The sequence below is a fragment of the Nocardia halotolerans genome (assembly GCF_042650145.1).
Taxonomy (GTDB): domain Bacteria; phylum Actinomycetota; class Actinomycetes; order Mycobacteriales; family Mycobacteriaceae; genus Nocardia; species Nocardia halotolerans.
On the sequence record NZ_JBHSDL010000002.1, the window covers coordinates 142,004 to 167,690 of the forward strand.

The 25,687-nt window shown below is 68.7% G+C and carries 23 protein-coding genes; 9 read left to right on the plus strand and 14 right to left on the minus strand.

The annotated features are described in order from the left end of the window. The first annotated feature begins 56 nt into the window (after positions 1-56). Both ACFO5K_RS01680 and ACFO5K_RS01685 read left to right on the plus strand, forming a co-directional pair. On the plus strand, positions 57-929 hold the full coding sequence (locus ACFO5K_RS01680; RefSeq protein WP_378555318.1) for a MerR family transcriptional regulator: 873 nt from the start codon (positions 57-59) through the stop codon (positions 927-929). Between the two features lie 201 nt (positions 930-1,130). Then, the gene (locus ACFO5K_RS01685) at positions 1,131-2,609 is read left to right on the plus strand and encodes an SDR family oxidoreductase (protein ID WP_378555319.1); all 1,479 of its coding nucleotides are present in this window, start codon (positions 1,131-1,133) and stop codon (positions 2,607-2,609) included. Between the two features lie 67 nt (positions 2,610-2,676). Here ACFO5K_RS01685 and ACFO5K_RS01690 read toward each other — a convergent pair whose 3' ends face one another. The 9 genes from ACFO5K_RS01690 to ACFO5K_RS01730 form a co-directional block, all read right to left on the minus strand. Beyond that, entirely contained in the window at positions 2,677-3,693 is a 1,017-nt protein-coding gene (locus ACFO5K_RS01690) for a DUF5914 domain-containing protein (RefSeq protein WP_378555320.1), read from the minus strand. Continuing rightward, positions 3,690-5,255, minus strand: a complete 1,566-nt coding sequence (locus ACFO5K_RS01695) for an FAD-dependent oxidoreductase (protein WP_378555321.1) — start codon at positions 5,253-5,255, stop codon at positions 3,690-3,692. Before ACFO5K_RS01695 ends, ACFO5K_RS01690 begins: the two co-directional genes overlap by 4 nt. An 8-nt stretch (positions 5,256-5,263) precedes the next feature. Then, positions 5,264-6,025 (minus strand): class I SAM-dependent DNA methyltransferase, encoded by a 762-nt coding sequence (locus ACFO5K_RS01700; protein ID WP_378555322.1) that lies wholly within the window; start codon positions 6,023-6,025, stop codon positions 5,264-5,266. Then, positions 6,022-6,348 carry a lycopene cyclase domain-containing protein gene (locus ACFO5K_RS01705; RefSeq protein ID WP_378555323.1) on the minus strand — a complete coding sequence of 109 codons (327 nt, stop codon included), beginning with the start codon at positions 6,346-6,348 and terminating at the stop codon, positions 6,022-6,024. The genes ACFO5K_RS01700 and ACFO5K_RS01705 overlap by 4 nt, the downstream gene beginning before the upstream one ends. Next, a complete protein-coding gene (locus ACFO5K_RS01710; RefSeq protein WP_378555324.1) occupies positions 6,345-6,698 on the minus strand; it encodes a lycopene cyclase domain-containing protein in 354 nt (117 codons plus the stop codon). Before ACFO5K_RS01710 ends, ACFO5K_RS01705 begins: the two co-directional genes overlap by 4 nt. A gap of 89 nt (positions 6,699-6,787) precedes the next feature. Continuing rightward, positions 6,788-7,759, minus strand: a complete 972-nt coding sequence (locus ACFO5K_RS01715) for a phytoene/squalene synthase family protein (protein ID WP_378555325.1) — start codon at positions 7,757-7,759, stop codon at positions 6,788-6,790. Then, complete coding sequence (crtI, locus tag ACFO5K_RS01720; protein ID WP_378555326.1) at positions 7,756-9,282, minus strand: phytoene desaturase family protein; 1,527 nt, start codon at positions 9,280-9,282, stop codon at positions 7,756-7,758. Before crtI ends, ACFO5K_RS01715 begins: the two co-directional genes overlap by 4 nt. A 42-nt stretch (positions 9,283-9,324) precedes the next feature. Next, positions 9,325-10,452 (minus strand): polyprenyl synthetase family protein, encoded by a 1,128-nt coding sequence (locus tag ACFO5K_RS01725; RefSeq protein WP_378555327.1) that lies wholly within the window; start codon positions 10,450-10,452, stop codon positions 9,325-9,327. 333 nt (positions 10,453-10,785) lie between these two features. Further along, complete coding sequence (locus ACFO5K_RS01730; RefSeq protein ID WP_378555328.1) at positions 10,786-11,793, minus strand: hypothetical protein; 1,008 nt, start codon at positions 11,791-11,793, stop codon at positions 10,786-10,788. A 228-nt stretch (positions 11,794-12,021) separates the two neighbouring features. Here ACFO5K_RS01730 and ACFO5K_RS01735 point away from each other — a divergent pair, with 228 nt between their 5' ends. Continuing rightward, positions 12,022-13,014: an LLM class flavin-dependent oxidoreductase gene (locus ACFO5K_RS01735; RefSeq protein WP_378555329.1), complete on the plus strand. Its 993-nt coding sequence runs from the start codon at positions 12,022-12,024 to the stop codon at positions 13,012-13,014. Positions 13,015-13,181: 167 nt separating this feature from the next. Next, positions 13,182-13,757 carry a pyridoxamine 5'-phosphate oxidase family protein gene (locus ACFO5K_RS01740; protein ID WP_378555330.1) on the plus strand — a complete coding sequence of 192 codons (576 nt, stop codon included), beginning with the start codon at positions 13,182-13,184 and terminating at the stop codon, positions 13,755-13,757. Positions 13,758-13,770: 13 nt separating this feature from the next. Here ACFO5K_RS01740 and ACFO5K_RS01745 read toward each other — a convergent pair whose 3' ends face one another. Together ACFO5K_RS01745 and ACFO5K_RS01750 are read right to left on the minus strand one after the other, a co-directional pair. Beyond that, entirely contained in the window at positions 13,771-14,511 is a 741-nt protein-coding gene (locus ACFO5K_RS01745; protein WP_378555331.1) for a glutamine amidotransferase, read from the minus strand. Positions 14,512-14,579: 68 nt separating this feature from the next. Beyond that, a complete protein-coding gene (locus ACFO5K_RS01750; protein ID WP_378555332.1) occupies positions 14,580-15,548 on the minus strand; it encodes an SMP-30/gluconolactonase/LRE family protein in 969 nt (322 codons plus the stop codon). A gap of 150 nt (positions 15,549-15,698) precedes the next feature. On the opposite strand from ACFO5K_RS01750, the gene ACFO5K_RS01755 reads away from it, so the two are divergent. Beyond that, positions 15,699-16,445, plus strand: coding sequence for a M50 family metallopeptidase (locus ACFO5K_RS01755; RefSeq protein ID WP_378555333.1), 747 nt, complete (start codon positions 15,699-15,701; stop codon positions 16,443-16,445). Here the strand turns inward: ACFO5K_RS01755 and ACFO5K_RS01760 are convergent. Next, positions 16,436-16,918, minus strand: coding sequence for a gluconokinase (locus ACFO5K_RS01760; RefSeq protein WP_378555499.1), 483 nt, complete (start codon positions 16,916-16,918; stop codon positions 16,436-16,438). The two genes, ACFO5K_RS01755 and ACFO5K_RS01760, sit on opposite strands and share 10 nt — an antisense overlap. Before the next feature lie 131 nt (positions 16,919-17,049). Here ACFO5K_RS01760 and ACFO5K_RS01765 point away from each other — a divergent pair, with 131 nt between their 5' ends. Then, complete coding sequence (locus ACFO5K_RS01765; RefSeq protein WP_378555334.1) at positions 17,050-17,967, plus strand: LLM class F420-dependent oxidoreductase; 918 nt, start codon at positions 17,050-17,052, stop codon at positions 17,965-17,967. A 12-nt stretch (positions 17,968-17,979) separates the two neighbouring features. Here the strand turns inward: ACFO5K_RS01765 and ACFO5K_RS01770 are convergent, their stop codons facing one another. After that, complete coding sequence (locus tag ACFO5K_RS01770; RefSeq protein WP_378555335.1) at positions 17,980-20,013, minus strand: CocE/NonD family hydrolase; 2,034 nt, start codon at positions 20,011-20,013, stop codon at positions 17,980-17,982. 256 nt (positions 20,014-20,269) lie between these two features. Between ACFO5K_RS01770 and ACFO5K_RS01775 the strand changes: the two genes are divergently transcribed. Next, the gene (locus ACFO5K_RS01775) at positions 20,270-21,073 is read left to right on the plus strand and encodes a VOC family protein (protein WP_378555336.1); all 804 of its coding nucleotides are present in this window, start codon (positions 20,270-20,272) and stop codon (positions 21,071-21,073) included. Between the two features lie 166 nt (positions 21,074-21,239). Here the strand turns inward: ACFO5K_RS01775 and ACFO5K_RS01780 are convergent, their stop codons facing one another. Beyond that, positions 21,240-22,886, minus strand: a complete 1,647-nt coding sequence (locus tag ACFO5K_RS01780) for a PucR family transcriptional regulator (protein ID WP_378555337.1) — start codon at positions 22,884-22,886, stop codon at positions 21,240-21,242. Between the two features lie 135 nt (positions 22,887-23,021). Between ACFO5K_RS01780 and pruA the strand changes: the two genes are divergently transcribed. Both pruA and ACFO5K_RS01790 read left to right on the plus strand, forming a co-directional pair. Beyond that, complete coding sequence (gene pruA, locus ACFO5K_RS01785; protein WP_378555338.1) at positions 23,022-24,674, plus strand: L-glutamate gamma-semialdehyde dehydrogenase; 1,653 nt, start codon at positions 23,022-23,024, stop codon at positions 24,672-24,674. Continuing rightward, the gene (locus tag ACFO5K_RS01790) at positions 24,674-25,630 is read left to right on the plus strand and encodes a proline dehydrogenase family protein (RefSeq protein WP_378555339.1); all 957 of its coding nucleotides are present in this window, start codon (positions 24,674-24,676) and stop codon (positions 25,628-25,630) included. The genes pruA and ACFO5K_RS01790 overlap by 1 nt, the downstream gene beginning before the upstream one ends. The last annotated feature ends 57 nt before the right edge of the window (positions 25,631-25,687 follow it).

The window sequence follows — 25,687 nt, forward strand, 5'->3', positions numbered from 1 at the left end:
GTGCTGGTCACGACAACGTTGTCCCGAACGCTGGTCCGACAGGGCAGAATATGGGCATGCCCGCCGGATCTGCCCCCATTTCCGACGCGGCCGGCTACACGGTGCGCGCGGTTGCCGAGCGAATCGGCGTACCGACCGCGACTCTCCGTAGCTGGACCCGGCGATACGGCATCGGGCCTACCGATCACCAGCCGGGAAAGCATCGCCTCTACAGCGCATCCGATATCGCCGATCTCGAGCAGATGATGTCCCGGATTCGCGCGGGTGTGAGTCCGGCCGGTGCGGCGGCTTGGGTGACGGGGCGGCATGCCACTGCCACCCGCGGAGATTGGCCCTCGCTGGTCACCGCAGCGTTCGCGCTCGACACCCGAGAAGTATCCGCGCTGCTCACCGCGCATTTGGACGCGTTCGGGGTCGTTGAAACCTGGGACCTGCTCTGTCGACCCGCCTTCGCCGCGATCGTCACGCGCCAACTCGGCGGCGAGGGGTGCGTCGATATCGAGCACCTCCTGTCGTGGTCGATCACGGCGGTCCTGCACAGCTACACCCGGCCCGCCGGACCCCCGGCCGGCCACGCCGCGATACTGGCATGCACCAGCGGCGAGACCCACACACTCCCACTCGAGGCATTGCGGGCCGCGTTGGCTGAGCGTGGCGTGAACACCTGGATGCTGGGCGCCGACGTGCCCACCAGCGCCCTTGCCGACACCCTCGCGCGGACTCGACGACGTCCCGACGTTGCACTGTGGTCCCAGCAGGAATCCACTGCACTCACCTCAGCGGTATCCACCTGTGTCAACGCGGGCGCGCGAGTGTTCGTCGGGGGGCCGGGCTGGGACACGATCATCCTGCCGGACGCAGCCATTGCGATCACGACGCTGGCCGATGCGGTCGATCACATCGCCCGCCCGGGGCCGACCGGAGCCTGAGTCGGGACCCCCGATCGAGTACCCGACTCGTCGCACGGTGACCGAAATCGACCACTGAAGCGAAATTGCATCAATCCGGTGTGGATTCGCGGCGGCGGGGCACTCTGCCTCCACGCGAACAATCTTCGGCCCGGGCAGACCCGGAACGAGCACGGTGCTCACCGATCTCGCCTCGGTCACCGGAAGGAAGGTCGAACGAGCATGCGGTGTGTGGTCTTCGGCGCGACCGGCTATATCGGAGGACGACTGGTCCCTGAGCTGGTTCAGGCCGGTCATCGTGTCCGGGTGGTGGCCCGGACACCAGCGAAATTGACGGAAGTGCCGTGGCGTGATCGGGTCGAGGTGGTCGATGGGGATGTCACCGACCACGGCGACGTGCGTGCTGCGGTGGCCGACCAGGAGGTCGTCTACTACCTCGTGCACTCGTTGTCCCGTCATGGCTTTGCCGATATAGACCGCGACGCCGCGCAGGTCGTCGCGGCTGCGGCAAGCTCGGCCGGGGTCGAGCGCATCGTCTATCTGGGCGGGATCATTCCGCCAGACACCGAACTGTCTCGTCACCTCGCCTCCCGTGCCGAGGTCGGAGAAATTCTGCGAGCCTCCGGAGTCCCCACTGTGGAGCTGCGCGCGGCGGTGATCATCGGATCCGGCTCTGCCAGTTTCGAGATGCTGCGCTATCTGTCCGAACGTCTACCCGCGATGGTCACACCCAGATGGGTGCACAACCGGATCCAGCCCATCGCCGTGCGAGACGTCCTGTATTACTTGCTGCATGCCGCGGGGTTGCCCGCCGAGGTCAACCGCTCGTTCGATATCGGTGGGCCCGACGTCTCGACGTATTTGACCATGATGCGCGAATACGCTGTCGTGGCCGGGCTCACTCGTCGAGTGGTGCTGCCGGTTCCGGTGCTCACCCCGTGGTTGTCGGCGCAGTGGGTGAATCTGGTGACCCCGGTACCGCGCGCGCTCGCTGTGCCGCTCATCGAATCTCTCGTCCACGAAGTGGTCTGTGGCGAGCACGATATCGCCGCACATATCCCAGATCCCGCCGCGGGCCTCACTCGGTACGAACATGCCGTGGAGCTCGCGCTGACCCGCATCCGCAACGCCGAGGTGCCCACCCGTTGGTCCGATGCCGGCACATACGGCGCGCCCTCGGATCCCCTGCCCACCGATCCGGACTGGTCCGGCGGCTCACTCTATGAGGACCTGCGCGAACACCACATCTGCGCGGACCCGCGCACCGTATGGGCGGTGATCGAATCCATCGGCGGTGAGAACGGCTGGTATTCGTTCCCGCTCGCGTGGTCGCTACGCGGCTGGATCGATCGGGTCACCGGCGGGGTCGGACTTCGCCGCGGCCGTAAACACCCGCGGCGCCTGCGCTCCGGTGAAGCGTTGGACTGGTGGCGGGTCGAACACATCGACCGTCCACGACTGCTGCGCCTTCGCGCCGAGATGCGGGTCCCGGGTTCGGCATGGCTCGAGCTCGGCGTCGAACCCGACCCGGTCGGAGGTTCCCGCTACCACCAACGCGCGATCTTTCAACCGCGCGGACTTGCCGGGCACCTGTATTGGAAGGCGATCACACCGTTTCACAGCGCTGTGTTCGGCGGCATGATCCGCAACATCACCAACACTGCCGAACACGTGGCCGACAGCCGGCTCCCGTCAGGATGACGATTCGACCACCACCCCGAGCACCCCATCGGACAGCCGATGCAGATTCGATGCACGCGTGGCGGGCCTACTCGGCGCGGTGGCGCGTGCGCAATTGGTAGCGGCGTTCTGCGTAGGAGAGGTCATCGCGCCACAACCGGGTCGCGGCGTGTGTCATCAGCGGCCTCAGCGCGGCACCGGCGTGTCGCGCTATCCGGAAGCCACGTCTGGGACTGTGCGCGATCACTGCTTCGATGACCGCCGTGCGTGGCTGCCCGTCCGGTCCCGGACCCAGCGGAGTGGCGTGGGTTTCGACGACACTGCCCGTTCCTTCGCCGTCGATGATGCGCATCGTCAGTGTTCGCGGTTCCGGGCTGAGGAATTCGGCGCGTACGGGGACGCCGAGCCGGCCGCCGAGCCGGAAGGTGACCGCGACGACGAACCGTTCGACAGCGTCGGCCGCGGCCTGTTCCGGCGCTGGAGATTCGAGCACCTCGAGATGACCGAACGAGTAGGGGTGAAACCAGGATCCGTGCCAGGGGTCGAGCCGGTTGGCGATGATGTCGGCGGGCTCGCACACTCCGGTCATGGTGGCGACCGCCGAGATCGCGTGATCCGCGGCTGGGCGGGCACCGATGACCGGCGCAGCCAAGGGTGGTTCCTCGCCGATGTGGTCGAGCCGAACCCAAACCAGAATCCCGTCGTCGTGGCACGCCAGCGCTGTCCACCCTGGTGCACCGTCGCCGCTCACGCGGAGGCCGTGCCAGCGGCACACCAGTGCCCCGCAGTCGATGCGCGCCTGTGCCAACGGCGCACCGAGGTGCGGACACGCGCCGGGCCCGACCACCAGTCGTCGCTGCTGGTCACGCCAGGCCACCAGCTCTACGCCGGCGACCGTGGCACCGAAAGGCCGATCGTTTCGAACGTCGCGGCTCGCGCCGAAGACGTACCAGTTGCCGGACGGACGATTCTGCGACCGTCCCAGAGCCGCGCCGATGACGGCGGGGTCGGCGTCGCGGTAGGTGGGTTCCTGTGTCCCCCAGCGTGCGAAATCCACAAGTCGCACCGGCCAGTCGGTGGGACGGCGAAAGATACTGCTGCTCATACAGATTCCTCCTGAGGCGCCGCTTTCGACATGGTCCGCTCGGCGAGACGTCGCAGCACGGCGTGTCGTCCGGTGGTCGGCACCGTGTACAGGTCGTGCCCGCGCAGGCCCCATTGCGCGAGCAGCGCATTCGCCGCGGCCCAGCCGGTGGTGGCAGCACGTTCCATCAATGCCACAGGCAGGTCGATACGAATGCCGTCGCCGGCCAACATCAGCTTGTCGTGTGGTGTCCGGACGGCTGGGCGGTGGGCGTGGTCGCCTACTCCGAACAATGGGCAATCCTGTCGCCACTGCACATGTTCACCGACTATCCGTGCGACCGCTGTCTCCGGGTACAGCTCGTGTAGCCGGGCGAGAAGTCGCATGCGGGTCTCCCGCTCGAACTCCGGTGTCCGAACGTCGGGCAGTGCGTAGGCATGTAGTTCGAGCACCGCACCGTTGTGCTGTTCAGCCCAGGAGCGAGCCTGATGCTCATAGCGGTCCAGGACGCTGATGTTGTCCAGCGGAGGCATGCCACCGGTGGCGAGAAACGCCGGCCGGTGCCCCGCGACGGGCTGATCCAGCCACAGGCGATGGACGAGAAACGGTGGGGCGCTGCGCAACGCCTGGATCCGTGAGCGCCACTGGGCATCGCCCAGATCCGGGGAGTCGGCGACGATACGACGCAGTCCGGCGACGTCGGTGGCCAGCACAACCGCATCGGCGTCGGTGACACTGCCCGCGTCGTCGTGGATCCGGAAGGTTCGATCTCCGCCCGCCTGCACCCTGGTGACCGTCGATCCGGTGCGGATGCGGGCTCCGTGCGACTCGAGGTACTCGCGCAGCGGCGACCACAGTGCGGTGTCGTAGTTCGACGTCGGCACGTCGAAGAGCAGACCCTCACTGGAACCGAGGAAGTATATGTGGAACATGGCAGCCAGTTCGGCCGCCGACATCTGCGCCGGAGGCGCGAAGAAGCTGCGGGAGAACACTTCGAAGGCGAGGTGGCGCGCGGCGACCGGAAATTCGATCTGCTGCAGAAACGTTTCCGCGTCCACATGATCCAACCACTCGTAGATGGCGGGTATTGACACCGCCGCCAACGGGGCTGCGGCCCGGGCGTCGAGTCGACGCAATTCGCGCAGCGGAAACGTGCGACTGCGCGCCGCGAAGGCGAGCGCGTTCCAGGGCGGCGTGCGCGGCAGGCCACGGAACGAATCGCGCCGACCTTCGGCATCCACCAACGGATAGTCCTCGACACCCGTCATGCGCTGTAGCCGGGGGTCGGTGCGCCGCAACAATTGCCGCAAGTTGTAGTACTGCCGGAAGAACGCGTGAAAGCCCCGGTTCACGGCGATCGGGGTGCCGTCGGGAAGGGCGTCGGTCCAACCACCGGCGCGGCCGCCGAGATACTCCTGATTCTCGATCACCTCCACACCGATGCCGCGTTCGGCGAGCCCGGTAGCCGCGGCCAGCCCGGCGATGCCGGCACCGACCACGACCACGTGCGGGCGCGTGCGCCGCGCACTGCCGACAGGGCGAGCGGCGGTATGGCGGACTATGCGCCGATCGTGGCCGATCATCGCCTCCACTAGCGCTCGCCCCCATCCAGGCCGGAAGATCGACGGGGGGTCGCCAGGAATGTGTGCACGATGCCGTGTTGCCATCCTGGAACGGTTTCGCTGCGGACGGCCGTGTAGCCGTTGGCGCGCAGCCGCTCCCGGAATCGAGAGGTGCTGTCGAAGGAGACGACGCTTCGTTGCAGGTGCCGGTACAGGGTGGCGTCTCGGCTGAGCATCCAGCCGGCGGGCACGATGATGGTGCGGCACACCGTGTTCCAGACCACACGTGCCCACCTCGATTCTGCCACCGAGTATTCGTGCACCCCCAGAGGGGCGCCTGGGCGTAGCAGGGCTGCGAACGCGCGCAGTCGAGCGTCAGGGTCGGCGAGATTGCGCATGAGGTAGGCGGCGAAGATTCCGTCGAAGGGGCCGGCAACGCCTGCGGCCTCGATGTTCTCGATGCGGCTGTGCACGAACCGGACGGAATCGGGCCACGGTTTGGTACGCGCTCGCGCGAGCATCTGTGCTGACCCGTCGACAGCGACGATCTCCGCGTACGGGGCGGCCGATAACAACGCGGCGGTAGAAGCACCGGTGCCGCAGCCGGCGTCGAGCAATCGCAAACCTTTCCCACGGTCGGGCAGTTGCATCCGACGCGCGGAGATGCGCAGGTGTTTGTGATAGCCGGGGTTCACCGCTACGAGGCGGTCGTAGTCGTTGGCGGCCGCGTCGAAGGCGTTCGGGACCTCCTCGCGCGGTAGTCCGGTGGCACTGATCCGAGAGTCGTTCATGAGCCGGCCTTTCGATCCCGGATTCGCTCGCGCTCCCACAGCAGCAAGACCGCGGTGACGAAGGCGAAGCCGAACAGGAAATCCTCAACCGGAATGTCCCACGGGAAGCGGATCCCGGTGATATGTGCGGAGTCGTAGAGCACCAGAGGTGCGCTGAGTTTGGTCAGCCAGCCGTCGACCACGATCTGAAAGCTGAGCACGATGATCATCGACAACCAATATCCGGGCCGCCGGAACAAACCGGTCCGCAAGATCGTGATCTCCCATGCGCAGACCAGCACCACCGCTGTCACCGCTGGCAACGTATAGCCCAGACCGGTCATCGGGCCCGCTCCGAAGACGGCGCGGAAGTCCTGGCGGGGCGGAATCGTTGAAGTATCGCCTCGACCGCGTTGTAGGTGAGCAGTGCGCACAGCGGTATGACGAGGAAGAAGACCAGTTCCTCGACCGGTATCGCAAAGGGCAGCAACCACCCGGTCAGATAACGGGGGCTGAAGGTCCAGACTCCGGCACCGATGGCGATCGCATCCCATACCAGAAACACCGCGGCGACCGGCAGTATGCAACGGAGGCTCCGGGCGGGGCGCCGATACACGCCCGCGCCGAAGACCTCCAGTGGCAAGGTCCCCACCCAACACAGTCCCATGACGATCAAGTACTGCCAGCTTTGCATCGTGTCACCCAGCTCTCGGTCGACAACACGTGGTCCCAGTGGCGAAACAGGCGATTCATACGCTCCACGATCCTCGAAGGATCGGGTACTCACCGCACAAAATAGCCGACCTGGGGCAGGGCGCGTGCGCGGTCGCCCCGCCGCGCCCACAGTGCGCGAGCCAACGCTGACCCGGCGACACGAACCCGGCGCGCGTTGCCGACGGTGGCCCGCTCGGAAAACACCGCGAACCGGGTGTCTTCGATACGGTCGAGAATTCCTGAGTACAGCGTGGCTGCGGTAGCCACACATGGTCGCGACACCGGATGTAGCAGGGAAATGCCGGTATCGGCGTATCTGTACCAAGCTCGGGCGACAGCGTGTTGCGCAGCCAGCGCTGATCGCACCCTGGCGTCGGTGCGTCGATGCGTCCTGCACCACTGCAGCCGGGCGCGATCGACACCGAAAGCGGCCAATTCGTCGGCGGGTAGATACACCCGGCCGCGGTCGAGGTCTTCGGCGATGTCCCGAAGGAAGTTGGTGAGCTGAAATGCTCTGCCCAGTGCCGCTGCGTAGGGGGCAGCATCGGCATTCGAGCCCACGGTGCCGAGCACGGGCAGAACTTGCAGGCCGATCACTGCTGCCGAACCGTGCATATAACGATCCAGCGCGGCCCGGTCCTGGTAGTCGGTCACCGTCAGATCCATTCGCATCGAGTCGAGGAAGTCGTCGAACAGGGAGTGGTCGATCCGGTATCTGGCGCTGGTATCGGCCAGCGCGGCAAATATCGGGTCATCGCCGGGGGTACCGCAAAGGCTGTCGCGCAGGGCCCGCGCCACGGCGTCCAGTCGTGCCTCCGCAGCGCCGGCCGCCTCGTCGATCCGGGGTTCGTCGACGATGTCGTCCACCCACCGGGCAAAACCGTAGAGAGCGTGGATCGCGGGGCGTTGGGCGGGTGCGAGCAGCCGGGTGGCGAGGAAGAAAGTGCGTCCATGGCGCGCGTTGAGTTCCCGGCATCGCTGGTAGGACTCACGTAGCCCGGCAGCGCGGATACCGGCGGCGTCGAGTTCGGTGCGCATCATCGTCGATTACTCCTTGTCGGGGTGGAAGTCGAAGACCGCGATTTCGACACCGTGCCGGTGACACGGTCGGCGGCGAGGCGACCCGACAACAAGGCCGTCGGCACGCCGACGCCGGGCACGGTGCCACAGCCGGCCAGCACCGCATTGGTCGCGCCGCGTGGCAAATTCGCGGGACGAAATGGACCGGTTTGGGCGAAGGTGTGCGCGAGTGAGAACGGAGTACCGGCCAGCATGCCCTGCCGTGCCCAATCGGCGGGGGTGTCCACGTGCATGATCGTGGAGTCCTTGATGAATCCCGGGACCAACCGGTCCTCGACGATCGCCGCGAGTTCCTCGCTGTAAGCGGTGGCGCGACGGTCCCAATCCAGGTCCTTGCCGCGGTAGAGGTTGGGTACCGGAGCGAGAACGGTGAACAGATCGCGGCCGTGCGGGGCGAGGGCGGGATCGGTCGCAGTCGGCCGGGTCACCAGCAGTGATGGGTCTGTCATCAGCTGCCCCGACCCGATCAGTTCGTCGAAGGTTTGTTTCCATGCGCCGCCGAACACAAGGTTGTGATGTGCGGTCGGCACCGCGGCGGGAAAGCCGACGTGCATGACGACCGCGGATGGCGCCGGGCGCCGGCTGATCGGGCGGCGCGGGCAGCGATCGAGCAACTCGTAGGCGGTGGGCAGTTCGGTCGCCAGAACGACTGCGTCGCAAGGGATCCGTCGCCGGTGCTCGGTGCGCACCGCGGTGATGCGTGAACCGTTCCGTTCCAGGTCCTGGGCTGTTTCGCCGTAGCAGAACTTCACACCGGCATCGACGGCAGCGGCGGCCAGGGCGTCCGGCAGCGCGCGCATCCCTCCGCGCGGAAAGTAGACCCCGCCCACGGTGTCCATGTAGGAGATCACCGCGTACAGCGCCAGGGCTCGCTGGGGTGATACACCTGCGTAGAGGGATTGGAAGGTGAACACCCGGCGCAGCCGTTCGTCGTTCAGAAAAGATGCGACCGCTCTGTCGAGACGCCGGAATCCGCCCAAGGCGATCAACCGCGCGAGCGCCGGCGTCAACAGCGAGAATGGGGAATCGACGTTCGCGGCGATGAACCGATCGAATTCCACGCGGTACAGCTCGCTCAACCACGCGCGCAGCCGGCGATACCCCTCGACTTCCTTGGGCCCGGCGAACGCCGACACCGATTCCTCCATCGCCATGGCGTCGGTGTGCACATCCAACCCACTGCCGTCGGCGAAATGTGCGCGGTAGGCAGGAACAACCGGCAACAAGTCCAGCCGGGATTCGAGACTTTCACCGACCGCGGCGAGGGTGTCAGCGACGATGTCGGGCATGGTGAGCACCGACGGCCCGGTGTCGAGCAGAAAGCCATCCACATCGCGCCGTCCAGCTCGGCCGCCGGCGACCGAGTCGCGCTCCACTACCGTGACAGTGCGACCGCGCCCCGCCAGGTGCAACGCTGCGGCCAGCCCGGCCAGACCGGCACCGACGACGACCACCTCATCAGTTCTTCCCGATATCGTTCGCATCTCTACCTCTCGGCCGGACTTCCGGTAGCACGTGCAGGTGGGTCAGTGCGTGCGGCGGGTGCACAACAGCGCCATTCGGTGCAGCGTGTCGGTCACCGATGGTTCGAGATCTGCGACGTCGAGGACCCAACGCGCGTGTTCGACGCGGTCGCCGATCATCTGCTCAGCGCGCTGTCGTGCGCCGCTGTCGGTGATCACCGCCTGCGCCAGGGCTACGCCTTGCTCATCGATAACCTGTCCCCGCCAGAGATCTCGTAGCCGAGCGCGGTCCGACGGCCCGGCGAGCTGATCAGCCAGCGCGATCACGGTGGTTGCCTTTCGTTCTCGGACATCGTCGCCGGTAGGTTTCCCGGTAGTCGTGGGGTCGCCGAAGATGCCGAGCAGGTCGTCACGGAGCTGGAACGCTTCCCCGATCACTTCGCCGTATTCACCGAGGAGGCGCATCACCGTCTCGTCGCAGCCGGCCATCGCCGCACCCAGTTCGAGAGGTCGGCGCACGGTGTAGTTGCCGGATTTACGGCGCGCGATGTCCATCACCGCGCCCAAGGTCGGAACGCGGTTGGCGTCATTGGACAAATCCGCGAGCTGACCTACTGCCAATTCGCTTCGCATCGAGTCATACCGTGGCCATGCTCGATCCAACGCGGCTGCCGTGACGCCACTTTCGCGCAGCATGCGCTCAGCCCACACCAGGTACAGATCGGCGACGAGGATCGCCGCGGACTCACCGAATCGGGCCGATGATCCCGACAACCCCTGATCGGTGTGCCATGCGGCCAGACGCCGATGGGCCGCCTGCCGTCCCCGCCTGACCTGGGACTCGTCCATCACGTCGTCCTGCACGAGCGCGAACGCGTGCAGCAGCTCGGCGCTCGCGGCCGCGCGCAGCGCGGGTTCGGACTCACCGACACCACCACACAACCAGCCCAGATAGCCGAACACCGACCGTATGCACTTGCCGCCCGACACGAAGTCGATCATCAGCTGAGCAGGTAGCGAGAACCCCGCCGGATCCAGTTCTGCCGTGCAGCGCGCGCGAACGAACTCATCGACGTGACCGCGCACCGAGGCTTGCGTGTGCGCGAGCCACTGCGCGAACTGCGCAGAGCCGTCGTCGCCGGTGCCGGGTTCGTGAGGTCCGAGTGCAATCGCTGTTTGCTCTGCATCCACGTTTCGATTGTGACACCGTCCACTACGTGATGCATCGTTTCTGCGTCATTCTTCGGCGCGTCGGCGATGGCCGGTCGAGTCCGACGCTCGGCCGGCCCGAAACAGCACATCGCGTGCGTCCGAATTCCGGCATAGAGAAGCCGACAACAGAACTCCGGCTGTCTCGATGAGCTCGGCGAGGCAGCCGCGCCCGTCGAACGGCGCATACCCGTAGCTGTGGGCATGTTCGGACAAACCCACAGCTGCGGATCGGTGATCGTGCCCGGCGGGTGGTCTGCCGGTGGAACTCCGTGGCAGCGAACACGAAGTCGTCGAGCCGGCTGCCGTGACGAGTCAGCCGGCTCGATCTCGGGACAACCGCACCACCTCGACGCGCTCGCCCGGCCCGAACTCGACGACGCGGCGGACGCGCGAGTTCGCCACCGGCGCCAGGTCGACGACGACGGGTGCGCCCGCGCCGGCCCGGGTGATCGCGGTGATGCGGTCCTGCAGGAAACCCCCGCCGGGAACGGCGACGCGGATGAGGTCGCCGACGACGAGCGCTTCGGCACCGAGCCGGCCGCCGGTGGGTGCGGTGGGATCGTATTCGCCGCAGCGGGTGGGGCCGGTGGTGGCGCCGAGGGCGCGTTCGGCGATGGTCCATCGCACCGGGGTTTCGGTGTCGACCGGCCCGATGCGCTGATGCCAGGCGAGCACCCGGTCGCGTTCGGCTTCGGCGGCGGCGCGGGTCTCGTGGCAGGAGATCTGGCGGCGGGTGGGTGCGTTGCGGGGCCTCGTGGTGCCCGACGCGCCGTCGATCACCAGAATCCAGCGGGCGCCCGCGGCATCGTCGCGGCGCGCCGAGATCCGTTCGGCCAGGGCCAGGCCCGGGGTGGCGCCCAGCCGGTCGGCGGCTTCGTCGATGCTCTCGACCAGGCCGAGAGCGCGTAGTAGTTCGGCGACCGACAGTTCCGAGGTGCCCAGTTCCTGCGCGAGGGCCGGCATCGGCGTACGTCTGCGCCAGCCGATGCGGGCGCGGTGCTCGTGGCCGGTGCACCACAACCTGCTGCGGGAGCGGTGATGGTGCTCGACCACCACCGCCCACCAGTCCCATTCCGGTTCGGCGACCAAGCGCCTGCGGATCCAGTGTTCGCGTTCGGCGGCGCTCACCCGGTCTTCGGGCGGCACGAAGTTGCGCAGCGCGGTGCGCACCGCCGACTCGGTGCGTCCGAGGGTGCGGGCGGTGCGGGCCAGGTCGGCACCGGCGCGCAGGTCGTCGGCCAGTACCCGGTATTCCGATTCCCGCCAGGTGCTGCCGTGCCGGCGTGGCGGCCGCAGATCGCCGCGTTCGTTGTCACTCATCATGTGCCCCCGTTCTCGCACGACCCGGCCACACTCGCCCCGGGCCGGTTGTGTGACATTTCCACGATACCGGTGGGGTATGACAGAAAACGCTTGTCTGCCAGCGGCTTTCCAGCAAACCGGGGCGCGCGGCCGCGCGCGGTCACCGTGCCGCGGATCACCCCGGAAATACCGGCGACCGCGCCCGGGTTGGCTTACAGAGGGGTTGTCACTTTTTGGAGGAGGCTCATGAGCCCGGTCACTTTGTCGGTCCTGGACCTGGCGCCGGTGCAGGTCGACGCGACCGCGGGCGACGCGCTGCACGCGACCACCCGCTTCGCCCAGCATGCCGAGGAGCTCGACTTCCGGCGGTTCTGGGTGGCCGAACACCACAACATGCCCGGCATCGCCAGCGCCGCGCCCGCCGTGGTGCTCGCGCATCTGGCCGCGTCGACCTCGCGCATCCGGGTCGGTTCCGGTGGGGTGATGCTGCCCAATCATCCGCCGCTGGTCGTCGCCGAACAGTTCGGCACGCTCGAGTCCCTGCATCCGGGACGCATCGACCTGGGCATCGGCCGCGCGCCGGGCACCGACCCGGTGACGGCTCGCGCCCTGCGCCGCAATGCCGAGGGACTCGCCGGGGATTCGTTCCCCCGCGAGCTCACCACGCTGATCGGTTTCTTCCGCGGCAGCGACCCGGACGGCATCGTCGCCAGCCCGGGTCTGGGCGCGGAACCGGAGGTGTGGCTACTCGGTTCGAGCGGCTTCAGCGCCCAGGTGGCCGCGGCGCTCGGCCTGCCGTTCGCGTTCGCCCATCACATCGCCCCGGACAACACCGCCGCGGCCCTACAGCTCTACCGCGACAACTTCCGGCCGTCACCGACCCGCAGCGAGCCCTACACCATCGTGGCCGCCTCGTCGGTCTGCGCCGATACCGACGCCGAAGCCGACCGGCTCGCCGCACCGCGCGACCTGGCCTTCGCCAACCTGCGATCGGGCCGGCCGCAGGCGATGGCCACCCCCGAGCAAGCGGCGGCTTTCCCCGGCAACGATGCCGAGCGGCATTTCGCCGCGCAGCGCAAGGCCGGCCAGCTCCAGGGTTCGCCGGAAACAGTGCGCGCCCAGGCCGCGCACCTGCTCGAGGCGACCGCACCCGACGAGCTCATGCTCACCACGCTCGTCTACGACCTCGACGCCCGTATCCGTTCGCTCGAATTGACCCGCAAAGCGATCAACGGCTGACCGCAGTCCGAAAGCCGCAGGCATGCCCACTGAGGACAGCGTCGAGGACCTCTCTCGGGCTCGGACCGGTGGTCCTGTCCGCTCGGCCGGCTGCCGGAACCGGCGTCCTCTCTGACTACACTCGATCAACGGGGAGCTCGCCACCGGGTGAGACGAGGGAGTGCGTCATGGGCAAAGTGTTCGACCGGATCGACGACAAGTTGCGCGCGTTCATCGCCGCACAACCGATGTTCTTCGTCGGCACCGCGCCCTCGGACGGTGGCCACGTGAACGTGTCCCCCAAGGGTTACCGCGACACCTTCGCCGTGCTCGACGAGCACACCATCGCCTACCTCGATCTGTTCGGCAGCGGCTCCGAGACCATCGCGCACTTGCGGGACAACGGCCGCATCACCGTGATGTTCTGCTCCTTCGACCGGGTGGCCCGCATCCTGCGCCTGTCGGGCACCGGGCGGATCGTGCGCCCCGATTCCACCGAATTCGAGCAGTTGCGTGCGCATTTCGGCACCGAGCATCCCGGCATCCGTGCCGTGGTGACGGTTTCGGTGGAGCGTATCGCCGATTCGTGCGGTTGGGGCGTGCCCCGCCTGGAACTGGTAGAGGAACGACCCGTGCTCGACCAGGCCCACACCCGCCGCACCGACGCCGATTTCGCCCGCCGCATCGCCGGTGACAACTCTGTCAGCATCGATGGTCTGCCTGCCCTGGATCCCGACCACCCCGTGCCCTCCAGCCTCCGCTGACTCCGGACCGCGGCTACCGGCGTGGCTCGCGATAGCCCACCGCGAAGCGGCGCAGCAGTTCCCGCGGTACCGGCACCGTCTCACGGCGTCCGAGTTCGGCCAGCATGTCCGCCTCGCTGGGATCGAAATAGCCCGCGTGCCGATAGGTTTCGATGCGCACCGCCAGCCCGTTGCTGTCGAGTTCGGGGTGGAACTGGGTGGCATAGACATTGCGCCGCACCCGGATCATCTGCACCGGGCAACCGGTCGATCCGGCCAGCAGCACCGCGCCGGGCGGCACGTCCTGACACGCCTCCTTGTGCCCGACGAAGGCACGGAAGGACCGCGGGATATCGGTGAGCAACGGGTCGTCGACACCGTCGGTCAACACGATCGTGCTCGCCCCGACGGCCTCGCCGTAGCGCTCGGTGCCGACCTCACCACCGAGTACCTCGGCCAGGATGCCCAGCCCGTAGCAGGCGCCGAAGTACGGGAGGTCCCGGTCGACGATCTCGGCCACCAACCGGCGCAGCGGCGGTTCGAACCGTCGCTGGTACTCGTACTTCTCGTGCTCGGGTGCGCTCACATTGCTCGGTCCGCCGCCGACGATCACCGCACCGAACTCGTCCAGATCGACCTCGGGAAGTCCGCGGTCCATCTGGACGCGCACCACCTCCGCGGCAGCGAGGTCGGCCGCTCGCAGGATCGCGGCGTACTCGTCATCGGCGGCCGCGCGCTCAGGGCGCAGCTGGAGTAACAGGCAGGGCTTGGACATCGTCGGGCCATCCCCTCTGCGGTGCCGGGTCGGCTATCGACGATACTGCCCTGTTCACGGCACGGTGGTCACCGCGACCGCCGATTCGGAAAGACTGCCCAGATACAGGGTGCCCTGGCGTTCGACGACCGCGGTGACCATGGCGTAGTCCTCGCCCGTGCGCTGCAGGTCGTGTACGAGGGTGCCGTCGAAGTCGAAGGCACCCACGCGCTGCGGGCGGCGGCCGGCTGGAGCCGATCGGGAAGCGCCCAGGCCAGTCGCCGGAATATACCGGGCCACGCGAGCATCTTGTCCAGCAGCGGGTTTCGCGGGGCGACCATGCCGACCCAGACCAGTCCGTCGCTGCCGACCGACATGTTGTCGGGTGAGCCGGGGAGATTCTCGACGAGATGATCGTGGGTGCCTGCCCGCGGACCCGACAGCCAGTACCGGGTGATCCGGTAGGCGCCGGTTTCGGCGACCAGCACGCAGGAGCGGTCCGGCGCCAGCACCACACCGTTGCCGAACTGCAGGCTCTCGATCAGCACCGTCACCCGGCCGTCCGGGTCACGGCGCAGCAGTTGCCCGCTGCCGGAGTGCTCGAGGATGTCACCCATCCACTGTTCGAACGGCCACCGCCGCGAGGAGAGGGAGAAGTAGACGGTGCCGTCGTCGTCGCCGACCACGTTGCTGGGGAAGAGCAGCGGCACACCGTCGATGTCACCGAGCAGGGTTTCGAGTTCGGCGCCGGGCGCGGGAAGCCGGAGTATGCCGTGGCCCGCCACGCAGATCAGCAGTGAACCGTCGGGGTAGGCGTGCATGCCCAGCGGCCGGCCCGGGGTCTGGGCGATCTTTTCGACGGCACCGTCGGCCGGATCGATGCGCAGGATCGCGCCGTCCTCGGTACCGGTGACCACCCGCCCGTCGGGCATCAGCACCACGTCCTCGGGGCCGGCCTCGGGCACCGGCAGCAACCGCACCGACGGTAGCGGGGGCTGGCTCTGTGTCTGCCCGGCACGGGCGGTGGGGCGAGGCGGGGTCCATCGGTGCGGTCGCATCTGCATGCCTATTGCTATCACGGCCGACCGCCCGCGGTGCGGCCGCGGTGAAACGGGACCCATTGGCACAGCGCGGATTTCGCGTCGGCCGGCGATCGGTGGCCGAACGACCGGGCGGTGGTGGCGCCGAATCGCGGCTAAAGTGCGGCAGTGGACACCGGATCCGTCAGCTCTTCGTTCGATCGACTGCTCGCCCCGCAACCCGCACCGCCGTGGTGGTTGGTGCTCGCCACCGCCGTGCTGGCGCTGGTTCTCGTCGGGTACCGCCCGCTGTGGCGCCTGACCAGAGCGGCGGTCACCGTGGCACACGAGGGCGGACACGCGCTGTTCGCCCTGTGCACCGGACGCCGGCTGCACGCGATCACCCTGCACACCGACACCTCCGGGCTCACCGTGTCCAGCGGCAAACCGACCGGACTCGGGATGATCATCACCGCCGCCGCGGGCTACCCCGCCCCCGCCCTGCTCGGTCTCGGCTACGCGGCGCTGCTGGGTTCGGGCCGGGTGACGGTGATGCTGTGGGCGACCCTGGCGATGCTGGCCGCCGTCCTGATCAAGGTGCGCAATGTCTACGGCGTGCTCACCGTGCTGGTGCTCGGCGCGGCGGTGTTCGGGGTCTCCTGGTTCGGCGACGACCTGCTCCAGGCCGGATTCGCCTACCTGGCCGCCTGGTTCCTGCTCGCGGCCTCGGTGCGTCCGGTACTCGAGATGCAGCGTGGCAGGCGCAGGCAACGCGGGCCCGGCGTGTCCGATGCCGACCAGCTCGCCAGGCTCACCCATCTGCCCGCATTGCTGTGGGTGCTGTTCTTCGCCGCGGCGTGCCTGTCCGCCCTCGTCGCGGGCACCGCCCTGATGCTCGCGCCGGTGGCCGAACTGCATCCACTGTTTCAGCGGTGAGTGGCGTTCCAGGCCTCGATCGCCTCGGTCACGAGCAGCTGTTGTCCGGCCGTGGCGTCGAGGGTGACCCCGGCCTCGTCGGGCTCCAGCGGTTCCAGGGTCGCCAGCTGTGAATCCAGCAGGGTCGTCGGCATGAAGTGCCCGAGCCGGGCGGCCAGTCGCCGTTCGAGCTCCGCGCGCGGCGCCGACAGCAACACGAAGTAGGCGTTCGGGGCGCCCGCGCGCAACCGGTCACGGTAGGCGCGCTTGAGCGCCGAGCAGGCGATGACGCCGCCGTCGGTGCGGTGCTCCCCGAGCCAGTCGGCAACGAGATCGAGCCACGGCGCCCGGTCCGCGTCGTCGAGCGGGATGCCCGCGGCCATCTTCTCGATATTGGGCAGCGGATGGAAACCGTCGCCCTCCGCGTAGGGCAACTCCAGCCGGCCCGCGATCAGCGCGCCCACCGTGGACTTGCCGCACCCCGAGACTCCCATGACAACAATGACGGGCTTGCCCACCACACGACCTCCTCGCGCTGAACGATCACATCCCGGACTCACATACTCGCGCACGCCGCGGCAGGCGAAGCGGGTCCGGCCCGCCCGAGTCGGGCACGATGGTGATCATGGACCTCCGCATCTTCACCGAGCCCCAGCAGGGCGCCGACTACGACACGCTGCTGTCGGTGGCGCGCGCCGCCGAGGAACTCGACTTCGACGCGTTCTTCCGCTCCGACCACTATCTCGCCATGGGCGACGCCTCGGGGCAGCCCGGCCCCACCGACGCCTGGATCACCCTGGCCGGGCTGGCCAGGGACACCTCCCGGATCCGCCTGGGCACCCTGGTCACCGCCGCGACCTTCCGGCTGCCCGGACCGCTGGCCATCCAGGTCGCCCAGGTGGATCAGATGTCGGGCGGTCGGGTGGAACTGGGCCTGGGCAGCGGCTGGTACGCCGCCGAACACGCCGCCTACGGCATCCCGTTCCCCGACAACCGCTTCGGTCTGCTCGAGGAACAGCTCGCCATCGTCACCGGCCTGTGGAACACCCCGCCCGGTGAGACGTTCGACTTCGCGGGCGAGCACTATCAGCTCAGCGACTCCCCCGCCCTGGCCCAACCCGTGCAACACCCGATGCCGGTGGTGGTCGGCGGCCACGGCAAGGTCCGCACCCCGCGCCTGGCCGCCCGCTACGCCACCGAGTTCAACATGCCGTTCGCCTCGGTCGCCGACAGTGCCGCCCAGTTCGACCGGGTCCGCGCCGCGATACGCGCGGCCGGGCGCGCCGACGACCTGGTGTACTCCAACGCGCTGGTCGCCTGTGTCGGGCGCACCGATGCCGAGGTGGCGCGCCGGGCCGCCGCGATCGGCCGCGACGTCGACGAACTGAAGGACAACGGCCTGGCCGGTTCGCCCGCCGAGGTCGTCGACAAGATCGCGCGCTACCGCGAGATCGGTGCGAGCCGGATCTACCTGCAGATCCTCGATCTCGCCGATCTCGATCATCTGGAACTCATCTCCGCCGAAGTGCAATCGCGGCTCTGAGATCGGTGGCGATCAGGGGATCGGCCGGTCGGTGGGCAGGTTGACGAAGCTCGGGGCCGCCGGGTCCAGGCGCAGGTGCTGAGGTTCTAGACCGGAGGCGTCGAGCATCGGCCGGAACGGCAGCGCCTTGGGCGCGTTGCCCGCGTACACGTCGATGCGCAACCGGTGCCCCGGCGCCAGTACCGCCTGAGTCGGGATGACGGCGACGTCGATGGCGGTGGGCGCGCCGGGCTGCACGGGCAGCAGCCGGTCGAGACTGAGCGGGTTGAACGGCGCGGTCAGATCACCGTTGACCGAGCGGGCGCTGCGGCGTTCGTCGATGGCGCGCATCGAGGTGGTGAGCTGACCGGTGGTCAGCACGGTGGAGGTGCCGTCGGGCGACACGTCGTTGACGGTGACGTGCCAGAAGCCGTCGGCGCCGTCGTGGACCGTGTTGAGGTGCACGTTGATCGGACCCGAGATCACCGTCGGCTCGGTGACCGGGGCGCTGGTGAAGGTGAGGGCGTTGCGTTCGGCGATGCGTGAATCCTTCGCACACACGTCGAGTGCGGCGGTCATCCCGGCCGAACCCTGCGCCGCGTCCCGCGAGCACATCGTGCTCAGGCCCGGCTTCACGGTGAGGTCGTCGACCTTGCCGGGTCCGGTGGCGCGGAGCGAGCCGTCGTGCAGGCTGTCCTCGGTGCTGCCGCTGGGCTGCGCCGACAGGTAGACCCGTCGATGGCTCACGCCCGGCTGCGGAAACTCCTGCAGGGTGATCCAGTCGCCACCCTGCTGTTTCACCGTCACCGGGCCGAATTCCTCGATACCGCTGTCGATGTCCTTGAGCCACTTGTCGAACCAGGCCCGCTGCAACACGTCCAACCGCGGCGGGGCACCCGCCACACCGGTGCCCGCACCGGGATTGGCGTGGTAGGTGTCACCGACGACGAGTTGCTTGTGCCCGGCGGGCAACGGGATCTGCTCGTAGAGTTTGGTGGCGCTGTTGGCGAAGATGTCGTGCCAACCGCCGTAGACGAAGGTGGGCACGTTCACCTGGTCGGGGTGACCCATGATCGCCTCACGGAAGGCCGAGGTGTCGTCGAGCGCGCCGTCGAGCGCGGGCGGCATGTCATCGAGTGACGGGGTGAGCAGGGACTGGGCGAGCAGGTCGAAGTTGGTGGTCGGATCGGCCAGGCGGTCGTTGAACCAGGTCCAGTCGAACGTGCCGTCGGCCATGGAGGCCACATCGGGCACGAGCTTGAGCTGGTTCACCGAGTTCAGCCACAGCGGCAGGAAGGTGGTGCCCACCCCGCCACCGGGCGCGACCACATCGCGCATCAGGTCGCTGCCCGGTTCCACCGGGAAGATCGCCTGCAGGGCCGCGGGCGCGTTCTCGGCGGCGCGCAACTGGTTGATGCCGGAGTAGGAACCGCCGCTCATCCCGATCCGGCCGTTGGACCAGGGCTGCGCGGCCGCCCAGTCGATCACCTCACGGGTGTCGAGCTGCTCGCGTTCGCCCAAGGTGTCCCACTTGCCCTGCGACAGACCGGTTCCGCGTACATCGGCCACGACCACGGTGTAGCCGCTGCTGATCAGCTTGCGGTCCACCCCGAGCATCGTCTGGATCATGCCGCCGTCGAGTGCCTGCATCAGGTCGCCGAAGCCGCTGACGGGCGTGGCCGACAGGTTCAGCCGGCGCACGATGTCGACCGCCGTGGACTGCAGGCCGGGGATCGCGGCCGCCGACTCGATCAGCCCGGTCATCAGTTTGGAGTAGGGCGTGAGGCTGACGATGGTCGGTAGCGGTCGCTCCTCGAGCACGCCGGCGGCGTCGGCGGGGCGGTACACATCGGCTTTGAGCACCACGCCGTCGCTCATCGTGATGTGCACGCCGCGCTCGACCCGGACCTCGGGGTAGGCGCCTGGCCCGTCGTGTTGCACGGTCCAGCGCGCACCGGGCGCCTCGCCCGGCTCGCCCAGGGCGGGACCGCCGCCGCAGCCGAGCACGACAACCACCGCGAGGATCGCCACCAGCATCCGAACGAACCCGCGTTTCGAACCTTCCATCGCCATTGTGTCGCTCCCCGACCGGTTCGTCTCCATCATTGACCAAGCCACCGCACGATCGGCGACGAAACAGTAACAGCGGTAACGACTCGGGGCCGCGAGCGACGGCCCGCTCGGACTGTCGCAGTGAACACGCGTTGTTCCAGTTCAGCGCGTTATCGGTGCGACCGTTGCTGTCGGTGGCCGCTGGTTGACTGTGCACAGGCCGGCGCGAAGCGGTCGGTCCCCATCCATCACCCGAGGAGGATGTTCGACAATGCCCACACGTGACACCGCCTGGCCCCAAGGCACCCCCTGCTGGGTCGACTGCCAGGTCGACGACACTGCCGCCGCCGGCGACTTCTACCACGCGCTGTTCGGGTGGGAGATCCAGGACGGCCCCGCCGAGGCGGGCGGATACCGCATGGCCCTGCTCGACGGGCGAGCGGTGGCGGGCATCGGCGCCAAACCCGAAGGCATGACACAGGCGCCTTCGGTGTGGACCACCTACTTCGCCGCCGACAGCGCCGACGAAACGGCCGAACGCGTCACCTGGGCCGGCGGGCAGGTCTTCATGCCGCCCTTCGACGTGCTGGACGCCGGCCGGATGTTCGTCGGCGCCGACCCGGGCGGCGGGGTGTTCGGCGTCTGGGAGGCCAAGGCGCACAACGGTGCCGGGGTGTTCAACCAGCACGGTGCCTACTGCTGGAACGAACTGCACACCCCCGCCTACGACCAGGCCCACGAGTTCTACCGCGCGGTGTTCGGCTGGAACTACGACGAGATCGGCGACGGGGTGAACTTCACCTACTCCACCTTCGCGTTACCGGATGACAAGCACGAGCTCGGCGGCATGATGGACGCCTCCTCGCTGGGCACCCCGCCGTACTGGCTCACCTGGATCCAGGTCGAAGGCACCGACAGCATCCTGGCAAAGGCCACCGGTCTCGGCGCCACGGTGATCATGGGCCCCGACGACAGCCCGTTCGGCCGGATGGGCATTCTGCAGGCACCCCAGGGTGAGGTGCTCGGGGTGATCGACCCGGCCAAGGCTGTCGACGAGGCGGCACCGGGGTCCTGAGGAGCAGCCGGGCAAGCGGCGGGATCGGACGAGGGCGACGTCGGTGCGCGATCACCCGTGTCGACCCGTGCTCCACCGTCGGCAGCGCACGGGGGGCGTGCTTGCACCGTGGCCAGGGCACTCGTCCTGGTGGGCCGGCGCGAATCCTCTTGCGGTCACCCGGTTGTCACCGGGGACTTCGGTGACCGGTGGGAACGGCGGCGAGCTGAATTTCGAGCAGTAGGCGGTCGTCCGGGTCCGACAGGGCGATACCCAGGAGGTGTTCCACCCGACGCAGCCGGTAGCGCAACGTATTCGGGTGCACCCGCAGTTCGGCCGCCGCCGCGCTCACCTCGCCGTGCGCCCGCAGATAGGCCCGCACCGAAGCCCGCAGTGGGGCGCCGTGTTCGCGGTCGTACTCGTCGAGTGCGGCCAGGCGCGGATCGTGCAGCTCGCGACGGTGGCGGATCAGCTCGACGATCTCGGTCAGCAACACCGCGGTCCTGGCCTCGGCCAGCGTCGCTACACGGCTGCCGGCGGCAGCGGCCGCCGGGCTGTCGAGCACCCGGTCCACCTCGGCGCGCGCACTCGCCACCGCGCCCAGCCCGGCCACGGGCGCGGCGACGGCGGCCCGCAGCATCAGCCCCCGTGCGTGTTCGAGCTGTGCGACCAGTTCGCGCACCCACGAGCCGACACCGTGTTCGGAGTGATAGGAGGGCAGCAGCACATACACTCGGTCACCGATCACCTCGGTGACCGAGTCGTCCCGAAAAGCACTGGCGTGCAACCGGATCAGACCACTCGCAGTAGCGGCGACAGGGGCAGTGGCGGGCTCGACCGAAGCGAAGCCGATCACGGCGGCGGGCCCGGCGACGGGCAGGTTCAGGGCGGCGGCCACCGACGGTACGTCGACGCCCTCGCCGTGCGCACCGAACAACCGGCGCACCAGCAACGCCTCGGTCGACGGTGCGTCCAGCCCACGGGCGATGATCCGCGCCGCCACCGCGGACGCGCCGCGCAGCACTCGGGCCGCGTCGGTGCGCAGTGGTTCGTCGCCCTGCTGTAGCCAGATGGTGCCGAGGATCCGGGCCTGTGCGCCGGTTCCGCGCCGGATGCCGACGACGAGTCTGCGGCGGATGTCGAGTTCGGGGTGTTCGGGGATGTCGACGACTTCGTCGCTGCGCCGCACCCGGTCGAACACGCCCCACTCGCGCAGGATCCGCAGATAATCGGCGGGCCCTTCGCGGCCCAGGATGGATCGGATGCGCAGCTGGTCGGCGGCGGCGTCGGAGGCCGAGTAGGCGAGTACGTGCGAATACGGGTCCTCGACGGAGACCATGCCCCCGGTTTCGCGGGCCACCACCTGCGCCAGCCCGAACAGGTCGGTGTCGGGGGCGAGCAGGCCGGGCGTGCCTGCGGCGGCGCGCTGGCCCGGTGACCGGGTCAGCATCCGGCGCACCACGGCGAACACCTGGTCCCAGCGGGCCTGCCGGTGCACGTGCACCAGGGCGAGCCCGGCCGCGTGGGTCGCCGCGCGCAGTGCCGGCGCGTCGTCGTCGGCGGCCTTGGTCAGCAGCACCTGTGGCCGATGCGCGGGTTCGCGGGCGCCGAGTCGGCGCACCCAGGTCACTGTGGCCGCGGCGTCGATTCCGACGAGCAGATACACCTGGGGCAGCGCGCCGTGCGTCTCGAGGTGCTCGGGCAGGTCGGCGGGTTCGGCCACCGTGGCCGACCGCAACGGCACCTGCTCCCCCGCCGGTGCGTCGATCAGGGTGACGACGGTGTGATCGAGCGCGGCGAGCAGCTCACCGAGCGTGGTGCCGTCCTCAGGCATCGGGGGCCTACCTCTTGTTTGGCGGATCGGACGAAGGCCTCGTGGATTCTTCATCCGATCAGACGATTATGCCCGAGCGGCGCCGGTGTTGACTAGGTCACATCCCGCCACCACCACGACGCAGGAGCCGCACTCATGGACGCCATCGCGAACACCCCGCCGCCGGTCAACGAACCCGTCGGCACCTTCGCTCCGGGCACCCCCGAACGCGCCCGGTTGCAGGCCGCGCTCGCCGAGCTGGCCGCCACGCCCACCGAGATCGACCACGTGATCGGCGGCCGCCACCTGCGCGGCGACGGACCGGTCTTCGAGGTCGTCCAACCGCACCGGCACAGCGCCGTGCTCGGCACCCTCCACGATGCGAGTGCCGCCGAAGCCGGTGCGGCAGTGGAGGCCGCCACCGCGGCGGCACCGGCTTGGCGGGCGATGTCGTTCGACGACCGCGCCGCGATCTTCCTGCGGGCCGCCGATCTGCTCGCCGGGCCCTGGCGGGCGAAGATCGCCGCGGCCACCATGCTCGGCCAGTCCAAGTCCGCCTATCAGGCCGAGATCGACGCACCCTGCGAGCTCATCGACTTCTGGCGATTCAATGTGTCCTACGCGCGCAAGATCATCGCCGAGCAGCCGGTCTCCTCACCCGGCGTGTGGAACCGCATGCAGTACCGCTCGCTGGAGGGTTTCGTCTACGCGGTGACACCGTTCAACTTCTCCGCCATCGCGGGCAACCTGCCCACCGCGCCCGCGCTGATGGGCAACACCGTGGTGTGGAAGCCGTCGAGGTCGCAGGCCGTGGCCGCCTACCTCACCATGCGGTTGCTCGAGGCGGCCGGCCTGCCGCCCGGGGTGATCAATCTCGTGCACGGGCCCGGACCGGAGATCTCGGATGTGGTGCTGGCGGATCCGCGCCTGGCCGGTGTGCACTTCACCGGTTCCACCGCGACCTTCCAGCACCTGTGGCGTGAGGTGGCCCGCCATCTGGACCGGTATCGCGGCTACCCGCGCGTGGTCGGCGAGACCGGCGGCAAGGATTTCGTGCTCGCCCACCCGTCGGCCGATCCGGCGGTACTGACCACCGCACTGCTGCGCGGCGCCTTCGACTACCAGGGGCAGAAGTGTTCGGCCGCCTCGCGCGCGTTCGTGCCGCGCTCGGTGTGGCAGACGATGTCGGAAGAGTTGATCGAGCAGACCACGGCGCTGCGCTACGGCGACATCACGGATTTCTCGAATTTCGGTGGCGCCCTCATCGATCGGCGCGCCTTCGACCGCAACACCACCGCGCTCGAGCGGGCCAAAGCAACCCAGGGGCTCACCGTGGTCGCGGGTGGGCACACCGACGACAGTGTGGGCTGGTTCGTCGAACCCACCGTCGTGGTCGGCGACGATCCCACCGACGAGGTCTTCAACACCGAGTACTTCGGCCCGATCCTGGCGGTGCACGTCTACGACGACAGCACCGCCTCGGGCTTCGCCGACGCCATGGAGCTCGTCGACCACGGCAGCGCCTACGCGCTCACCGGTTCGATCATCGCGCAGGATCGGACCGCGATCGCCGCGGCCACCGAGCGCCTGGCCTTCGCCGCGGGCAACTTCTACATCAACGACAAGCCCACCGGCGCGGTCGTCGGCCAGCAGCCCTTCGGTGGTGCGCGCGCCTCGGGCACCAACGACAAAGCCGGCTCGGCGCAGAACCTGCTGCGCTGGGCCTCGGCGCGCACGATCAAGGAAACCTTCGATCCGCCCACCGACCATCGCTATCCGCACCAGGCGCCCGAGACGGAGGCACGGTGATGTCGGCGCCGCTACGTTCGGCGCTGCTCGCGGCGGGTCGATCCGCGCGGCTCGAACAGACCGTCACCAAGTTGCCGGTCAGTCGTGCGGTGGTACGCCGCTTCGTGGCGGGCAGCACCGAGGAGCAGGTGGTGGCCGCGGCCGGGGCCCTGTTGCGTTCGGGGCGTTTCGTCAGCATCGACTATCTGGGTGAGGACACCACCGACCTGGCCGGCGCCCAGGCCACGCTCGCGCAGTACCGCTCGCTGATCGCCGCGCTGGGCCGGTTACCCGAGGCCGACGCCACGGCGGGAGCCGTTCGGCCACTGGAGGTTTCGGTGAAGCTGTCCGCGCTGGGACAGGCCCTGTCCCACGACGGGCACGCCATCGCCCGCGACCACGCCCGCCAGATCTGCGCCGCCGCCGAAGCCGCCGGTCTGTGGGTCACCGTCGACGCCGAGGACCACACCACCACCGATTCCACGCTGGCCGTCGTGCGGGAACTGCGGGCCGACTACCCGTGGCTGGGCACGGTCCTACAGGCGTACCTGCGGCGCACCGAGGACGACTGCCGCGCGCTGGCCGGCCCGCAATCCCGGATCCGGTTGTGCAAGGGCGCCTACGACGAACCGGAGTCGGTGGCGTTCCGCGACAAGGCCGACGTCGACGCCTCCTACCTGCGGTGTCTGGCGGTGCTCGCCGCGGGCCAGGGCTATCCGATGATCGCTTCGCACGATCCGGCGATGCTGGGTGCGGCCGCGGTGGCGGTCGGGTCGGCGCGGCGCAAGAGCGAGGAGTACGAGTACCAGATGCTCTACGGCATCCGCGTCGACGAACAGCAGCGACTCGCCGCCGCGGGCAACCACGTGCGCGTGTACGTCCCCTACGGCGAGCAGTGGTACGGGTACTTCATGCGCCGGCTGGCCGAACGCCCCGCCAATCTCGGATTCTTCCTGCGCGCGCTGGTCGGGAACTGAGCGCCGCGCGGGCGAAAGCCGCTGATCGCTTGCACACCGCCCGAGGATGCCGAAGTA

Excerpts from the sequence above, each read along its gene's own strand:
- ACFO5K_RS01695 (WP_378555321.1), bottom strand. The coding sequence starts at position 5,255 with ATGATCGGCCACGATCGGCGCATAGTCCGCCATACCGCCGCTCGCCCT.
- ACFO5K_RS01685 (WP_378555319.1), top strand. The coding sequence starts at position 1,131 with ATGCGGTGTGTGGTCTTCGGCGCGACCGGCTATATCGGAGGACGACTG.
- ACFO5K_RS01690 (WP_378555320.1), bottom strand. The coding sequence starts at position 3,693 with ATGAGCAGCAGTATCTTTCGCCGTCCCACCGACTGGCCGGTGCGACTT.
- crtI (WP_378555326.1), bottom strand. The coding sequence starts at position 9,282 with ATGCGAACGATATCGGGAAGAACTGATGAGGTGGTCGTCGTCGGTGCC.
- ACFO5K_RS01730 (WP_378555328.1), bottom strand. The coding sequence starts at position 11,793 with ATGAGTGACAACGAACGCGGCGATCTGCGGCCGCCACGCCGGCACGGC.
- ACFO5K_RS01700 (WP_378555322.1), bottom strand. The coding sequence starts at position 6,025 with ATGAACGACTCTCGGATCAGTGCCACCGGACTACCGCGCGAGGAGGTC.
- ACFO5K_RS01770 (WP_378555335.1), bottom strand. The coding sequence starts at position 20,013 with ATGGAAGGTTCGAAACGCGGGTTCGTTCGGATGCTGGTGGCGATCCTC.
- ACFO5K_RS01710 (WP_378555324.1), bottom strand. The coding sequence starts at position 6,698 with ATGCAAAGCTGGCAGTACTTGATCGTCATGGGACTGTGTTGGGTGGGG.
- ACFO5K_RS01715 (WP_378555325.1), bottom strand. The coding sequence starts at position 7,759 with ATGATGCGCACCGAACTCGACGCCGCCGGTATCCGCGCTGCCGGGCTA.
- ACFO5K_RS01760 (WP_378555499.1), bottom strand. The coding sequence starts at position 16,918 with ATGGGAGTCTCGGGGTGCGGCAAGTCCACGGTGGGCGCGCTGATCGCG.
- ACFO5K_RS01735 (WP_378555329.1), top strand. The coding sequence starts at position 12,022 with ATGAGCCCGGTCACTTTGTCGGTCCTGGACCTGGCGCCGGTGCAGGTC.
- ACFO5K_RS01705 (WP_378555323.1), bottom strand. The coding sequence starts at position 6,348 with ATGACCGGTCTGGGCTATACGTTGCCAGCGGTGACAGCGGTGGTGCTG.
- ACFO5K_RS01765 (WP_378555334.1), top strand. The coding sequence starts at position 17,050 with ATGGACCTCCGCATCTTCACCGAGCCCCAGCAGGGCGCCGACTACGAC.
- ACFO5K_RS01790 (WP_378555339.1), top strand. The coding sequence starts at position 24,674 with ATGTCGGCGCCGCTACGTTCGGCGCTGCTCGCGGCGGGTCGATCCGCG.
- ACFO5K_RS01745 (WP_378555331.1), bottom strand. The coding sequence starts at position 14,511 with ATGTCCAAGCCCTGCCTGTTACTCCAGCTGCGCCCTGAGCGCGCGGCC.
- ACFO5K_RS01740 (WP_378555330.1), top strand. The coding sequence starts at position 13,182 with ATGGGCAAAGTGTTCGACCGGATCGACGACAAGTTGCGCGCGTTCATC.
- ACFO5K_RS01775 (WP_378555336.1), top strand. The coding sequence starts at position 20,270 with ATGCCCACACGTGACACCGCCTGGCCCCAAGGCACCCCCTGCTGGGTC.
- pruA (WP_378555338.1), top strand. The coding sequence starts at position 23,022 with ATGGACGCCATCGCGAACACCCCGCCGCCGGTCAACGAACCCGTCGGC.
- ACFO5K_RS01750 (WP_378555332.1), bottom strand. The coding sequence starts at position 15,548 with ATGCGACCGCACCGATGGACCCCGCCTCGCCCCACCGCCCGTGCCGGG.
- ACFO5K_RS01680 (WP_378555318.1), top strand. The coding sequence starts at position 57 with ATGCCCGCCGGATCTGCCCCCATTTCCGACGCGGCCGGCTACACGGTG.
- ACFO5K_RS01780 (WP_378555337.1), bottom strand. The coding sequence starts at position 22,886 with ATGCCTGAGGACGGCACCACGCTCGGTGAGCTGCTCGCCGCGCTCGAT.